General features: G+C 50.1%; 15 protein-coding genes. 7 read left to right on the top strand and 8 right to left on the bottom strand.

The features are described from left to right. Window positions 1-69 precede the first annotated feature (69 nt). From ACYU8Y_RS15170 to ACYU8Y_RS15155, 4 genes are all read right to left on the bottom strand, one after another. Window positions 70-639, bottom strand: a complete 570-nt coding sequence (locus tag ACYU8Y_RS15170) for a YceI family protein (protein ID WP_460938640.1) — start codon at window positions 637-639, stop codon at window positions 70-72. A 63-nt stretch (window positions 640-702) separates the two neighbouring features. After that, window positions 703-1,158 (bottom strand): MarR family winged helix-turn-helix transcriptional regulator, encoded by a 456-nt coding sequence (locus ACYU8Y_RS15165; protein WP_460938638.1) that lies wholly within the window; start codon window positions 1,156-1,158, stop codon window positions 703-705. A gap of 54 nt (window positions 1,159-1,212) precedes the next feature. Further along, on the bottom strand, window positions 1,213-3,054 hold the full coding sequence (locus ACYU8Y_RS15160) for a hypothetical protein (protein WP_460939042.1): 1,842 nt from the start codon (window positions 3,052-3,054) through the stop codon (window positions 1,213-1,215). Window positions 3,055-3,430: 376 nt separating this feature from the next. Continuing rightward, window positions 3,431-3,952: a GNAT family N-acetyltransferase gene (locus ACYU8Y_RS15155; RefSeq protein WP_460938636.1), complete on the bottom strand. Its 522-nt coding sequence runs from the start codon at window positions 3,950-3,952 to the stop codon at window positions 3,431-3,433. A gap of 127 nt (window positions 3,953-4,079) precedes the next feature. On the opposite strand from ACYU8Y_RS15155, the gene ACYU8Y_RS15150 reads away from it, so the two are divergent. The 4 genes from ACYU8Y_RS15150 (at window position 4,080) to ACYU8Y_RS15135 (ending at window position 9,260) form a co-directional block, all read left to right on the top strand. Beyond that, window positions 4,080-4,685, top strand: a complete 606-nt coding sequence (locus ACYU8Y_RS15150) for a Maf family protein (protein WP_460938634.1) — start codon at window positions 4,080-4,082, stop codon at window positions 4,683-4,685. Window positions 4,686-4,812: 127 nt separating this feature from the next. Further along, a complete protein-coding gene (locus ACYU8Y_RS15145) occupies window positions 4,813-6,399 on the top strand; it encodes an alpha-amylase family glycosyl hydrolase (protein WP_460938632.1) in 1,587 nt (528 codons plus the stop codon). 319 nt (window positions 6,400-6,718) lie between these two features. Next, window positions 6,719-8,143: an arylsulfatase gene (locus ACYU8Y_RS15140; RefSeq protein ID WP_460938631.1), complete on the top strand. Its 1,425-nt coding sequence runs from the start codon at window positions 6,719-6,721 to the stop codon at window positions 8,141-8,143. A gap of 178 nt (window positions 8,144-8,321) precedes the next feature. Further along, complete coding sequence (locus tag ACYU8Y_RS15135) at window positions 8,322-9,260, top strand: aspartate carbamoyltransferase catalytic subunit (RefSeq protein ID WP_460938629.1); 939 nt, start codon at window positions 8,322-8,324, stop codon at window positions 9,258-9,260. Window position 9,261: 1 nt separating this feature from the next. Here the strand turns inward: ACYU8Y_RS15135 and ACYU8Y_RS15130 are convergent, their stop codons facing one another. Then, a complete protein-coding gene (locus tag ACYU8Y_RS15130) occupies window positions 9,262-9,816 on the bottom strand; it encodes a DinB family protein (protein WP_460938627.1) in 555 nt (184 codons plus the stop codon). A gap of 31 nt (window positions 9,817-9,847) precedes the next feature. Then, complete coding sequence (locus tag ACYU8Y_RS15125) at window positions 9,848-10,297, bottom strand: DUF2141 domain-containing protein (RefSeq protein WP_460938625.1); 450 nt, start codon at window positions 10,295-10,297, stop codon at window positions 9,848-9,850. A gap of 397 nt (window positions 10,298-10,694) precedes the next feature. Between ACYU8Y_RS15125 and ACYU8Y_RS15120 the strand changes: the two genes are divergently transcribed. Both ACYU8Y_RS15120 and ACYU8Y_RS15115 read left to right on the top strand, forming a co-directional pair. Next, on the top strand, window positions 10,695-11,798 hold the full coding sequence (locus ACYU8Y_RS15120) for a vWA domain-containing protein (protein WP_460938623.1): 1,104 nt from the start codon (window positions 10,695-10,697) through the stop codon (window positions 11,796-11,798). Window positions 11,799-11,818: 20 nt separating this feature from the next. Further along, window positions 11,819-12,532 carry a uracil-DNA glycosylase family protein gene (locus ACYU8Y_RS15115; protein ID WP_460938621.1) on the top strand — a complete coding sequence of 238 codons (714 nt, stop codon included), beginning with the start codon at window positions 11,819-11,821 and terminating at the stop codon, window positions 12,530-12,532. Between the two features lie 52 nt (window positions 12,533-12,584). Here the strand turns inward: ACYU8Y_RS15115 and ACYU8Y_RS15110 are convergent, their stop codons facing one another. Next, window positions 12,585-13,124, bottom strand: a complete 540-nt coding sequence (locus tag ACYU8Y_RS15110; RefSeq protein WP_460938620.1) for a lipocalin-like domain-containing protein — start codon at window positions 13,122-13,124, stop codon at window positions 12,585-12,587. Window positions 13,125-13,331: 207 nt separating this feature from the next. Then, on the bottom strand, window positions 13,332-13,844 hold the full coding sequence (locus ACYU8Y_RS15105) for a lipocalin family protein (RefSeq protein WP_460938618.1): 513 nt from the start codon (window positions 13,842-13,844) through the stop codon (window positions 13,332-13,334). Between the two features lie 82 nt (window positions 13,845-13,926). On the opposite strand from ACYU8Y_RS15105, the gene ACYU8Y_RS15100 reads away from it, so the two are divergent. Continuing rightward, on the top strand, window positions 13,927-14,052 hold the full coding sequence (locus ACYU8Y_RS15100) for a hypothetical protein (RefSeq protein WP_460938616.1): 126 nt from the start codon (window positions 13,927-13,929) through the stop codon (window positions 14,050-14,052). Window positions 14,053-14,156 lie beyond the last annotated feature (104 nt).

The raw sequence follows: 14,156 nt of genomic DNA, 5'->3' as shown, positions 1-14,156 counted from the left end.
AGCTGCCTGTTTTACATAAAAAATCCCTGCCACCGTTGGGTAGCAGGGATCCATGTACATAAGAGCAAACTAGTTACTTTTAACCAGCTCTCCACTAGCGCGGATCGCGATTTCGTCGCTAACAACAGCGGCAGGAACCGTGCCCAGCGTAAAGTCAGCCCGTTTTACTTCACCCGTTACTTTGAAACCAGCCAGGGTTTTCTTGTTTTGTGGATTGGTAACAGGACCCGTGATCACAGCATCAAGCGTTACTGGCTTGGTAACACCGTGCATCGTCAGGTCGCCGACCAGTTTGTATTTGTTGCCCGATACTTTGCTGATCGACTTGCTTTTGAACGCCAGCGTTGGGTATTTGGCAGCATCGAAGAAATCGGCCCCTTTCAGGTGTCCGTCGCGTTTTTCCTGGTTTGTATAGATGCTGTTTACATCGGCAGTCAGGTCGATTTGAGCATCCGTAAAATCAGGCTTCGAGGATGTCATTTTAACATCGAAATTCTGGAACTTGCCATCCACTTCCGACAACATCATGTGTGTCACCGAAAAATTCAGGCTAGAGTGAGCCTTATCGAGGGTCCAGTTTTGAGCAAAAGCGCCTACTGAAGCGAACAGCAGGGCAGCGATCATTGTGACTTTTTTCATTGGTTTGTAGTAAATAAGCGATTAGAAAATACAAGTGAAAAACAAAATAACTCTATCCGAAAATTAAGCCCGCAGTCGATCGAGCAGGTTGCTGAGCATAGTTGCTTCATCGGTCGTCAGCTTATCTTGCAATAAGGTATCCCATTCGCTCTGACGCGCATCCAACTGCTTCAGTAACTCAAGGCCCTTCTCCGTAATGACGACATCTACCGCACGGCGGTCACTGGGACACTCCGTGCGCAGCACCAGCTTTTTAGCGACTAATTTATCAACCAACCTCGACGCATTCGACATTTTATCGAGCATCCGCTCCGTAATATCAGACACCTTTATGGGGTTAGGAAACTGACCCCGCAAAATTCGCAGCACGTTGTACTGCTGTATCGTCAATTTTGATGGCTTCAACAGTTGCGTCTGGCTATCGGTAAGCCAGTTGGTCGTATAAATCAGATTCACAATCACCCGATGATAGGATGATTTGAACGGTGCACTCTGTTTAATGTCTGTTTCTATTGACATACCACAAAGATAATGTAAATGTATTTAATGTCTATACATTATATCCATTTATTTTTATCGATACGGGACAATCTGTGGGGCCGACAGGTCAAAGTCGCGAAGTCTCAACGTCGGAACGCCCTCAAATGCCTGCCGGAAGGGTATTGTATTACCCGGAATGTTAGGGTAATACGTCAGTCTGATCTGAAAACTGTTAAAGGTCAGGTTTTCATTCCGCAGGCGAAACCCTAGGCCATACCCCTGATAAAGCGGCCCGCTAAACAGAGGCCGTTCGGGGAAACTGGTCAGCCCCAGGTTAACGAAGGTGATGAAGGCAACCCGGAAGCCAACCAGGTTCAGGCGGGAGAACAGAATATTTTCGTAATTGATGAGCCACCGTTTCGTTCCCCGCAACGCATCGCTGTTGATGCCTATCCCATCCGTATTGATACCGCCCCCACTACTGCCTAACGTAATGTATTCATTGGTAAACCGGTTGATACCCGTGGTAAAACGGGTATTGAAAAAATGACGCATGTTTCCCCATTTCGTTTTCAGCAACGGACTGAAATAGTTCGATTCAAACGAAAACACGCCTTGCTCAATGTGACTACTGCGAATGTAGCCGCCGACGTTGACCAGTCCGTATACGTATCCCAGATGCCGGACATATTTACCCTGCGAAAAATTCAGGCCTACATACATCCGTCTACCCAGTTCGGCATTATCGTATCCGGCAATACCCGCTACGGTTTCCCCAATCGGGACGTCCTCCGTGCGACCAAAGCCATAAATCAAGACATCACGTACGTATTTACGCCGGGAATACCCTACACTAAACAGGGTCGTGCGGCTATCCTGATAGATCTGGTTGGTATCGGCCGTTACGTCGGGGCGACGCCTGTAGGTGTAGCGTGTATTACGCAAAGCCACAATGAGCCTTGACCGTCCCTTTTCGTCCGATTCGCGCCGTTTGTAAAATAAGCGAAATGAACGGCCAATCCAGACATCCGAGTAATCATAACTGAGCGGAACCAGCAAAACACTATCGTTCCGGGTGATCAACCGGTTGTTAATCTTGGTGTGGTTTAGTTCGAGGGCCCCGGCGTATTTCATGTCGGGCGTCAGAAAAGGGCGATACAGTTTTACGGCTACCTGTTTCAGGTCACGCAGATACAGCAAATCTGCTTCGGCAGTCAGGAAGGTTTTTCCGATAAACGGCACCGTATAGCGAGACTGGTATTCTACTTTTTGCCGGGGATCAGTGCCCGAGTAAGCTACCTGCGCAAACAAATGGTGCCCCAGCCCCCGGAAATTAAGCTGATCGAACCCAACACTGAAGTTGGTAAGCCCGCCAAAACCTCCATTGGGCAACAAGGACCAGACATCCTGGGTAATGACATAAACGTCCACGAACTGCTTGCTACCCGCACGCGGCAGGACCAGAATCCGGGCATCGTGGAAGATCGACGTTGTCCGCAACAGTCGTTCGTTATCGCGTAACACAGTCGGATCAAGCACATCACCCTGCCGAAAGAGCAGGTAAGAATTCCGGATAACGTGCTCACGGGTATTGAAGTGCAGTCGATTTCCCGTCCGCTCAACCCAGTTGGCGGGTTTACGCAGGGTGTCATATACGGTCTGACCAAATACACCAAGTCGCCGGATATAAATGTCGCCGATAATTTTTCCCTCAAATATGCGGAACGGATTGACTTCAATCTGATTCACTTCACCGGTTGCCGCCCGGCTATTGTAAACGTCCTGAAATATAGCATCGTACAACTGCCGGGTTAGTCGGTGCTTGTACATTTTGGTTTTCAGTTTGCTGTAAAAAACGCTGTCACGCAGCATCAGCACGCTATCGGCCGTTACCGAGCGGATGATCGCCAACGAATCCGGGTATCCCTGCTGCATGGGTTTAGGCCGCAGGGTATCTGCTTTAATCTGACTTGTCGGCGCGGGCGATGCTTGTTTCGGATTGATGCTTCGCTGACTGCTATCGGACTGGGCGGCTACGTTAACAGAATATCCGGCCATGCAGATCAACCACACCAAGAAATGGCGCAGGAAAGACACATGCATAGACAGATACCGCTTATTCATTGCTTCATACTAGCGCCTTATAACGTTGTTAGGGTAGTAAACCGTTGCCTACCAATAGTATAGCTAAACTTGCTTACTTAATTTACGGTTTTCTGCTTATCAACTTTACCTGCGTATAAACACAAACGACCTTTGGAGCCAAACCGCAGCAAATAGTTTAATCAGCATCGTCGGCCGGGTAGGTTCGTCAAGCGTCCAACTGTTTCTGGAGCCATAAGTCCCGTTGTCGTTCAGAACCGAACTGAAAATAATGAAAGCCCAACGGCGTGAAGCCCATCTTTTCGTAAAATGCTCTCGCCCGAACGTTTCGTTCCCATACACCCAGCCACACAGCCTTGTACTTCTGCGCGCGGGCCCAGTCAAGACAATACTGTATTAACGCTCGACCCTGCCCCTGCCCTATCTGCGACGCTACTAAATAAATTCGCTGAATCTCTATGGCATTACGCTGTTTCATTCGTCTTGGTGGCGCGTGCTTTCTTAATTTTGCGTAGCCAACAAGTGTACCATCGGGTAAAACCATCAAAAAAAAGGTTGATCGGGGATCCATCAACTCTGTTTCCAGAATCGGTTGCGTTATGGACGAAGCAATGTATTCATCTACAAGTTCGGCCGGGTTATGGGGTGGCCCGAAGGCCTCACGCATGGTTATGGCCGATAGCTCCGTAAGCAGGGCAGCATCAGCCAGGGTGGCAGGTCGAATAATCAAAGGAATGTCTATTAAGGATGAATTATCGGTATGACGATCTACGAATATAGTGTGAAATTTTACCGCTACATTACCCCGTCCACAATCCAGTCATTTGTTATCATTTCTACTTAATCTTTTTTTACCTGTGTTAACGTTACGTTATCCTTTAGTACTGGCGTCAGGATCGCCCCGCCGAAAACAACTTATGACGGATGCCGGCTTTTCGTTTACCATCGAGACGCGCCCAACCGATGAGCTATTTCCCGTAACGATGCCCGTCGATGAAGTTGCCGAATACCTGGCCCGGCAAAAAGCAGAGCAGTTTCTGACCGACCGCTCCGATAGCCAGATTCCGGCCCGAATCGTGCTCTGTGCCGACACGGTTGTTATTCTGGGCAATCAAATTCTCAATAAACCACAGGATGAAGCCGAAGCTCACCAGATGCTGCGCTCCCTGTCGGGAAACACGCACCGTGTCCGTACGGGCGTGGCCATTCTGGCACCCGACAACAACGGCAATCCGCAATTATACTCATTTACGGACGAAACCATCGTACAGTTTTCACCGCTCACCGACGATGAGATTACGTACTATATCCGAACGTGTAAACCCTTCGATAAAGCCGGGTCGTATGGGGCACAAGATTTTGTGGGCCTGGTCGGTATCGAGCGGCTCGAAGGGTCATTTTACACCGTGATGGGCCTGCCTACCCACCGTGTCTATCAGGCCTTGAAAGCATACGTCGTGTAACCATGCCAGTGTACGGTGATGGCTTACACCTCGTCGTTCCCGATTCGTACGGGGTACAGTTCGTAACCAATCGTCAAACTCATCGATGCTTTTCTCCGTTTGGTAATGAGTAGCAATCCTTTATTGCATGCAATCTGATTTTTCTGACGTACCCACCTCGCAGACCGGCGCATCAGGTAACCCGGCAGCCGCCACCCGACTTCGTACGGGCCATTCGGGTGTTCATTACGAAATTTTTGTTCGTTCTTTTGCCGATTCTAACGGCGACGGCATCGGCGATCTGAACGGCGTTACCAGCAAACTCGATTATTTAAAAGACCTTGGTGTTTCGGCCATCTGGCTTATGCCCATTAGCCCCTCCCCGACCTACCATAAATACGATGTAACGGACTATTATGGGATCGATCCGGAATACGGCACGATGGACGATTTCAGGCGCCTTATTGCCGAAGCTCATCAGCGTGATATAGCCGTTATTATCGACCTGGTTCTGCACCATACCAGTATCCGTCACCCCTGGTTTCTGGAAGCAGCCAAAGGCCCTGACAATCCTTACTGGCACTATTACAAGTGGTTACGCCCCGACGAGATTAAACGACGTAAACTAGCGACCCGCGACATTACGGCCGATTCGGGCGAGAAAAATCCGTGGCATTCGGTAAAAGGAGCGACCTACCCCGAGCAATACTATGGCATGTTCTGGAGCGGTATGCCCGACCTGAACTTCGACCACCGCCCGCTGCGTGAAGAAGTTTTCTCCGTTGCCCGTTTCTGGCTTTCGGATGTGGGCGTTGATGGCTTTCGGCTCGATGCTGCCCGTCACCTATACCGGGAATCGGAAGAACCCAAAAACCACCAATTCTGGCAGGAATTCGGCCGTGTTGTCGAAGCGGCCACCCGTAATGACGGATCGTCCGGTGCCTATACCGTGGGCGAGGTATGGACCCGCCCCGAGCGCATTGCTCCGTATTTTCGGGGATTGAAAGCCAATTTCAATTTTGACCTCCAGCTGATGATCGCCGAAATCGTGCGGCAGGAAGATGATACGGAAGATCTGATCGAATACCTGACGTATGTTCACAAAACATTCAGCAAAGTCAATCCAGAATTCATTGACGCGCTGCTGCTGTCGAATCACGATCAGAACCGCATTGGCAGCCTGCTGAAAGGCAATACTGCCCATCTGAAAGTAGCGGCTAATCTATTGCTTACTCTGCCTGGCCTACCCTACCTTTATTACGGCGAAGAAATTGGTATGCTCGGCATGAAACCCGATGAGAACATCCGGGAGCCGTTTCTTTGGGATATCCGCGCCAACGATACGCAGCGTACCCGCTGGCGCCGGGGTAAGTACAGCACCAGCCAGACCGTACGGCCACTGGCGCAGCAACAAACCGATCCGGATTCACTTTTCTCGCATTATAAACGCCTGATTCACTACCGAAACAATCATCCGGTGTTGACGGACAACCTTAGTCGGCTTTTACCTACGGGAATTCGCCAGAAAGGTATCGTCGCGTTCATTCGGCAGGCGTCTACGGCGGATGGTCCACGCGTACTGGTCGTTCACAACCTGACCAAAAAGCCCATTGAGGTCGTTTTTTCACCCGATGAGTCTTGGTGCCGATGCATCACGTTTGACACTATTCCGGGCAGTTCACTCTCCGGCGATCGGCTAACAGTACCGGGGTACGGATGCGTAATCGTGGACTAACTAATTTCCACTCGAAGGGCAATCAGCATTTAAAATGCAATGTTCGACGTCCCTGGCGCTGGCTTCTGCACCGTTTAACGACCTGCGCCGATCGGGATCGCGCAGAGCGTCCATGAGGGCGCGGTCTGCACCAGGCATCCAGGTATCGGACAACGGTAACACATTCGGTTTTACAGGATTAGCCTTATAAATCAGACGTGTTAGCTTTCTAGATAATAGTAATTCGCAAAAAAAGCCGCTGTAAGCCGTATAACTTTTTCTTTATGGCCTTTAGTATGCTGAAATAGACGTGTAGAGTTCCCCATGCTTCCTCATCAACATGATCAGACTTATCGTATGCTTAGTACTTATCGTTTCCTGCCGAATACAGGCACAGTCGCCCAAAGCCGTCCGCCCAAATATTATTTTTATCCTGGCAGATGACCTGGGCTTCGGTGATGTCGGCATCAACGGGCAAAATCTGATCAAAACACCCATCCTCGACCGAATGGCGGCCGAAGGCATTCAGTTCAGGCAGTTCTATGCGGGTACGTCGGTTTGTGCACCCTCCCGGTCGTCGCTGATGACTGGACAACACACAGGCCATACCTATATCCGGGGCAACAAATCTGTGCAACCCGAAGGCCAGCAACCCATTGCCGACTCCGTGGTAACGGTGGCGGAACTTCTGAAAAAAGCCGGATACGCGACGGCCGCATTCGGCAAGTGGGGCCTGGGGCCTGCCTGTTCGGAAGGGGACCCGATGAAACAGGGTTTCGACCGGTTTTACGGATATAATTGCCAGTCGCTGGCACACCGCTATTACCCCAATCACCTCTGGGATAACGACAAAAAGGTCATCTTGGCCAATAACAAAAACCTGACGCAAACGAGCGAGTTTGCGCCCGACATAATTCAGAAAAAGGCCTTAAATTACCTGGATAGCCGGAAAAGCGGCCAACCGTTCTTTCTCTTCCTGCCATACACCCTGCCTCACGCAGAGCTGGTTCCGCCCACGGATAGCCTGTTTGCTTACTACAAGGGGAAATTTGCCGAAACTCCCTACACGGGAGCCAATTATGGTCCCAACGCGAAAACGGGAGGCTATGCCTCACAATCACATCCGCATGCCGCTTATGCAGCTATGGTAGCTCGCCTGGATAGGTATGTGGGGCAGATTCTGGCCAAGTTGAAAGCAAAAGGACTGGACAAGAACACGCTCGTTATTTTTTCGAGTGATAACGGCCCACATAAAGAGGGCGGTGGCGACCCTGTCTTTTTCAATAGCAGTGGCGGCTTTCGGGGCATCAAACGGGACCTCTACGAAGGGGGCATCCGAGAGCCCTTCATTGCCCGTTGGCCGGGCGTCATCAAGCCAGGCACACAAAGCGATTTTGTGGGTGCTTTCTGGGATTTGCTACCCACCTTTGCCGAACTGGCTGGTGCCAAAACGCCCCCCAAACTTGACGGCATCTCCTTTGTGCCGTCCCTGACGGGTAAAGGTCAGCAGATAAAGCACGATTATCTGTACTGGGAATTTCATGAGGAAGGCGGTAAACAGGCTGTCCGGCAGGGCAACTGGAAAGCCGTTCGGTTACAGGCATCCAGCAACCCCAACGGCCCTATCGAGCTATACGACCTCTCGAAAGATCCCGCCGAAACGCACGACATAGCGGCCAAATACCCCGATAAGGTCAGATACCTCAGCAAGCTTATGGCCCAGTCCCACACAGAATCGGCCTTGTTTCCCTTTGCCAAACGGTAGCCAAACGCGCCGACAACCAGTTTACTGCATCTACTCACTAAGTACCAACTGGTTAGCTAATAACCAGTCATTCTGTACCCAGTGAGCCAGTTAAGAAAGCCTATAAATTCTGATGGGATCGGTAACTGACTAGTGCCGATCTTTCTATCTTTGCCCAATTTATAGTTATACTGCTCCCATGGCCCAATCGACCCATCGAACTGCCCTCAGTGTCCGCCATTTGGTGGGTATCAAAGACCTGACCGAGTCGGACATTCAATTAATTCTGGATACGGCCGGGCAATTTAAAGAAGTCATCAACCGCCCCATCAAGAAAGTTCCATCGCTGCGTGATGTGACGATTGCCAACGTTTTTTTTGAAAACTCGACCCGCACCCGGCTGTCGTTCGAACTGGCAGAAAAGCGCCTGTCGGCCGATGTCGTCAACTTTTCAGCGTCGGGTAGTTCCGTCAAAAAAGGCGAAACCCTACTCGATACGGTCAATAATATTCTGGCCATGAAGGTCGATATGGTGGTAATGCGCCACAGTAGTCCGGGCGCTCCTCATTACCTGACCAAACACATTAAGGCCAATGTCGTTAATGCCGGCGATGGCACCCACGAGCACCCTACTCAGGCGCTGCTGGACTCTTTTTCGATTCGTGAAAAATTGGGAGATGTAGCCGGTAAGCGGGTGGCCATCATTGGCGATATTACCCACTCCCGCGTGGCGCTATCCAATATTTTTTGTCTGCAAAAGCAGGGGGCGGAGGTAATGGTATGCGGCCCCAAGACACTCATTCCCAAACACATTGAAGCCCTGGGCGTAAAAGTAGGGCACGATGTCCGTCAGGCGCTGGCCTGGTGCGATGTGGCCAATGTGTTACGCATTCAGTTGGAGCGGCAACAGATCAAGTATTTCCCATCGTTGCGCGAGTACTCGCTTTACTTCGGCATTTCCAAGCAGATGCTCGACGAACTGGATCGCCCGATCCTACTCATGCACCCCGGCCCTATTAATCGGGGCGTCGAACTAACATCGGATGCGGCCGATTCGTCGCACTCGATTATCCTCGATCAGGTCGAAAACGGAGTAGCGGTGCGTATGGCGGTGCTGTACTTACTGGCGCAATTGTAAACTACCAGCCCAGGTATCCTTCGGGCGTAATGCCTTTCAGCCGAAGGTAGACCATGCATTGCCCCCGGTGGTGAATAATATGGTTCTCCATGGCATAGATCAGCCGCCAGTTTGGCAGCTGACTACCCATAAAATCGTCTCTCCTGAGAAGTGTGTCATCGGGCACTTCGCGAATGGTCTGTTTGACAAATGCATACATCGTTCGCAGTTCGTCCATCACCTGCATCTTGGTCATTACTGGCAGCAATTGGCGGGTTCGATACGGATCAGCGACGCCTAACCGGCCCGCTAACTGACTCACGGTGAACTGGCAGCAATGCCGCCACTGTTCAGCGAAGGTCATGGCTTCGGCCGTGTACTTAAACTCAAACGAGTCGGCGGGCATTTGGCCGGCAGTCAGAAGCGTCATTTTTTCGGACATGGCCCAGGCGTCGAGTAAGTCCAGGCGTATTCGCTGGGCTTCGGACACCAGATCTTGAGTTGCGGGGCTGGCAAGAGCAGCGGCTGGTGCAAGGCCAGCGCCCAATAGGGTTTTGAGAAAATTGATCCGGTTCATGGTCGTACGCAACAGGGTTATGATCCGTCTATTACTGTCCGATTAGGCTAACAACAATGGTCTTGGACGCGTCAAGCTCGAAGGCCGCTTGCTCAAACGAAGGAGGTCCCATCAGCATGGTCACGTTTGAAAAGCCGAAGGGTTCCGTGGGCATCTGGTTCGACCGGTCCAGCTTCTGGTTTTCATTTAAATCCTGAAATACTTTGACCGCGTATCGCCCGGCGGGTAGTTGGTCAAACTTCACCTGAAAATCGCCGGTAGCTGGAATTTGAATACGAGTCTTGCGGTACGAGTTTCCGTTGAACTCAGCCGCGTCATTGACAAGACCAACATAGAGCGTACCCATTCGTTTGGTGATATTCGCAAATTCGATGGTCAGTTTATACGACGCCGAATCGCCGGGAGCGGCAAACCGGGAGGATGCCATTGTGCTGACAAATGAACCAGTGATCAGGGCGATTGTAAACAGGATCGTTTTCATGGCGTTTGTGTTTTCTGGTTTGTGAGATCGGGCCTTGTTGTCCGACGATGCAAACCTACGCCCTCCCCGGCAGCCCCTGCAAATCGAAGGGATGAACCGCTTTGTTCTGGGACTATTGGCAACTTTGGGACGAATGGTGGGGTAATTGGGGCGTTTTAGCGCTATTAAGCGGTACGTTTAAGCAGCATCTCCGGAAAAGATTGACCACCTCTACGCCTTTTCTCGTTATATTTGATAGACTAGAAATTTGGCCGGAACCACGGATGCCGACTGCGATCTAAGCTAGCCGGAACAGACCGAACAAATCCGCGAAACACGCTGTTCTGACAATACGCTGCTGGCTTACGAAAGAACGATATACCTCAACCCGCTCACACGACAGCAAACGACTTTACTTATGAAAGGCTTTCAATTCTCTGATTACGTACCGCCCGAGCAAAAAGAAGGGAGTAAGTTCGACCAGTTGCTGAACATTTTCCAGCAATTGCTGCTCTTAACCTCCGGGGATGTCGAACAAGCGATGTCCTGGATGAGCCAGCTCGATCGTCAATATAACCTCACCGACGATAAATACGGCATGGGCAATTTCTTCGATGAGCTGAAGGAAAAAGGATACCTGACCGAAGATAACCAGGAAGGTAAAATCGTGATGACGCCGAAAAGCGAGCAGACGATTCGCCGGAGTGCGCTCGAAGAAATCTTCGGCAAACTTGAACGCTCCAAATCAGGGGGAAACCACAAGACGCCTTATACCGGTACCGGAGACGAACTGAGCAGCGACATCCGCACGTATCAGTTTGGCGACTCGCTGGAACAGATTTCCATGACCGAATCCATACGCAACGCCCAGATCAACAGCGGTGTAGATGATTTCAGACTTATGGAGCGCGATCTGGAAGTAACGCAGAAAGAGCAGAAGACGCAGACATCTACGGTGCTCATGATCGACATTAGCCACTCCATGATTCTGTACGGCGAAGACCGAATTACACCCGCCAAGAAAGTGGCCCTCGCGCTGGTTGAGTTGATCAAGATAAAGTATCCGAAAGACACGCTCGATATTGTCGTGTTCGGTAACGACGCCTGGCAGATTCAGGCTAAAGACCTGCCTTATCTGGAAGTCGGCCCTTACCACACGAACACCGTAGCGGGTTTGGAACTGGCGATGGATTTGCTGCGTCGGCGCAAGAATAAGAACAAGCAGATCTTCATGATTACGGACGGGAAACCGACCTGTTTGAAAGAAGGCATCAAATACTACAAGAACTCGTTTGGACTTGACCGGAAGGTTGTCAGCAAAACGCTGACTCTGGCCGCACAGGCTCGCCGACTGGAGATTCCGATTACGACCTTCATGATTGCCTCCGATCCTTATCTGAAACAGTTTGTGCAGGAGTTTACGAAAGTAAACAATGGCCGGGCCTACTACAGCGGTTTGCAGGGATTAGGCAATATGATGTTCGAGGATTTTCAACGGAACCGTCGGAAGAATATCAAGTAGCTTTGTTAGCGGGCCAAAACATGACCACCTTCGCGAGCAAAGCTATCGCCTATTATAATGCGCTGGAAAAACCCGCCAATCTCCCGCCGGACATTGGCGTTTTGAACCCGTACCCACAACCAGAGGTTCGGTCCATTGTCAACGAGTTTTACGGCAACTTATTTGACGATACGACGCCACGTATTTTTGTACTGGGCATTAATCCGGGTCGATTTGGGGCGGGTGTAACGGGAATTTCTTTCACAACACCTCAGAACCTGCGTCGGTACTGCGGCATCGCCAACAACCTGCGCGACACGCCCGAACTATCGAGTCGGTTTATTTACCAGGTTGTCGACGCTTTTGGTGGGGCAAAGGCATTTTACAGCCAGTTTTTTCTGACCTCGCTGTTTCCACTGGCCCTTACCAAGAATGGTCCTGCGCGTGACGGCAAACCGGGTGGTCTTAAAAACTATAATTTCTACGACGATCGCATAACCACCGCAGCCCTGTGGCCTGCCATTACGGAAACGGTTCGCACCCAGATTGAGTTTGGCTGCAACAGATCCGTAGCCGTATGTCTGGGTCGCAAAAACGAAACGTATTTGCGCCGACTCAATGAGCAGCAGGGCTTCTTCGACCGCATTGTCACCCTCGACCATCCAAGGTATATTTTGCAGTACAAGTCGAAGGATACGCCCATGTACCTCGACCGCTACATAACGACGCTACACGATTGTGTAGAGCGTGCATAAGAAACGACTCGCCGTTTGGCGAGTCGTTTCTTTCTGAGGTACTCAGGCGTTGTTAGACCTTCGTCATTTCCAGGGTAACGGTGTAAGCCTCGTCTTTACCGTCACCATCGAAATCCTCCATTTCCTGGCCAGAGAGTTTCAGCGTATTACCACTAATAACGGTATCGTACACAGTCACATCGCTACCGCTGGTAAGCGTTAGTTTATTACCATCCAGTTTCCAGCTTGCGTTTTCTTCAATGGGATTATACTCTCCTGAGGACGCACACTTGGAGCCATTTGTCCCGGTAATTTTACCATTGGCATTAAAGGTGATGATCGACGTCGTCAGACATTCTACGGCGTCATTCCCCAGCCCGTTAGGTAACGAACGTAAAGCAGCCAGTAGATCATTACTTTTTTGGCCAGTTCCCAGAAAATCAACGCCAGGATTAATGGTATAACCGGATATTTTCCAGCTTCCCTGTACGGATGACGTAGTGGGTGTTATGGGATCATCACTACCTTTTTTACAACTTCCAAACCACAAAGGCATGGCCACAACCAATGCCCAGGCCATGATTTGGGCAACATTCGTTTTTTTCGTTTTCATAAATCGATCCAATTAATTTGTTTTTAATTTGATGCAAATCTATTGGAGTCGCCAAACAGGTTTAATAATGTATTGTGTAAACGGTCGTATTTACTGAGTAAAGTGTATTCACTAATCAATAGATTGATCATTAAACCCATCTGGGCAGCCCATAAAAAAACCGACTCACGAATGAGCCGGTTTTTCGAAAAGCATCTCGTTAAGTCCTTATTGCTTCTTCAGGTCCATGGTATACGTGTAAACGGTCGAACTGGGAACAGGGTAGTTCAGCATACCCTGCCATTGCAGTTTCATCGTAGACCCTGTACTCAGAACGGTGTAAGCCGTTTTGGTCCCATCACCTTTTGTTACCGTCAGTTGATTACCGCTCAGACTCCATTTGCTGGTGGCGTCAATGCCGGTAAACGTACTTAGCGGAATAGGGATAAGGCTGCAGGATGTAGGGTTATCGGTCGTTGCTTCCCCGCCCGTCTTAAACGTTATAGTAAGATCGTTCAGGCAAGTGGTATTGGTAAAAAGAAGTTTAGAGGCTGCTATCAGGTCATTGTATAACCCAAGTGCTTTAGGGTCAACACTAAGGGCCGTAATTTTATAACTTCCTTCAACCGTTGGGGTATCGACGATTGTCGGGTTGTCATCTTTCGAGCAACTGCCGAACCAGAGTGGGAGGGCAGTAAGTAATGTCCAGGCGAACAAGCGGGATAAGCGGAGGTCTTTCATTTTTTTCTGGCTGTAAAAGTTAATTGACAAGGTCATGCACTATATTGGCTTACAAAGAAAGACAGTTCTTCGATACATTTATATGCAATCTACTCAGCGGTGGTCAGGCGTCACAGGCGAAGCCGATAAAACGGGTACAGGCATTTGCGGTAGTGGTTCAATGACCACGGTAAACCAGAGTTATTTTTACCGGGAACAAGCCTTATGACACGCCCCTTCAGACAGGACCCGAAAATAAGTACCACAGCTAAACCAGCGCGCAGTGTATGTTAAAACGAACAACTGCCTACCTTTACAATTACTAAGGCAGAA

The organism is Spirosoma humi, assembly GCF_054776575.1.
This window is presented reverse-complemented; position numbering and strand designations above follow the sequence as displayed.

Coding starts and splice junctions, on each gene's coding strand:
- ACYU8Y_RS15170 (WP_460938640.1), bottom strand. CDS start 639: ATGAAAAAAGTCACAATGATCGCTGCCCTGCTGTTCGCTTCAGTAGGC.
- ACYU8Y_RS15165 (WP_460938638.1), bottom strand. CDS start 1,158: ATGTCAATAGAAACAGACATTAAACAGAGTGCACCGTTCAAATCATCC.
- ACYU8Y_RS15160 (WP_460939042.1), bottom strand. CDS start 3,054: ATGCAGCAGGGATACCCGGATTCGTTGGCGATCATCCGCTCGGTAACG.
- ACYU8Y_RS15145 (WP_460938632.1), top strand. CDS start 4,813: ATGCAATCTGATTTTTCTGACGTACCCACCTCGCAGACCGGCGCATCA.
- ACYU8Y_RS15140 (WP_460938631.1), top strand. CDS start 6,719: ATGATCAGACTTATCGTATGCTTAGTACTTATCGTTTCCTGCCGAATA.
- ACYU8Y_RS15135 (WP_460938629.1), top strand. CDS start 8,322: ATGGCCCAATCGACCCATCGAACTGCCCTCAGTGTCCGCCATTTGGTG.
- ACYU8Y_RS15130 (WP_460938627.1), bottom strand. CDS start 9,816: ATGAACCGGATCAATTTTCTCAAAACCCTATTGGGCGCTGGCCTTGCA.
- ACYU8Y_RS15125 (WP_460938625.1), bottom strand. CDS start 10,297: ATGAAAACGATCCTGTTTACAATCGCCCTGATCACTGGTTCATTTGTC.
- ACYU8Y_RS15120 (WP_460938623.1), top strand. CDS start 10,695: ATGAAAGGCTTTCAATTCTCTGATTACGTACCGCCCGAGCAAAAAGAA.
- ACYU8Y_RS15115 (WP_460938621.1), top strand. CDS start 11,819: ATGACCACCTTCGCGAGCAAAGCTATCGCCTATTATAATGCGCTGGAA.
- ACYU8Y_RS15110 (WP_460938620.1), bottom strand. CDS start 13,124: ATGAAAACGAAAAAAACGAATGTTGCCCAAATCATGGCCTGGGCATTG.
- ACYU8Y_RS15105 (WP_460938618.1), bottom strand. CDS start 13,844: ATGAAAGACCTCCGCTTATCCCGCTTGTTCGCCTGGACATTACTTACT.
- ACYU8Y_RS15100 (WP_460938616.1), top strand. CDS start 13,927: ATGCAATCTACTCAGCGGTGGTCAGGCGTCACAGGCGAAGCCGATAAA.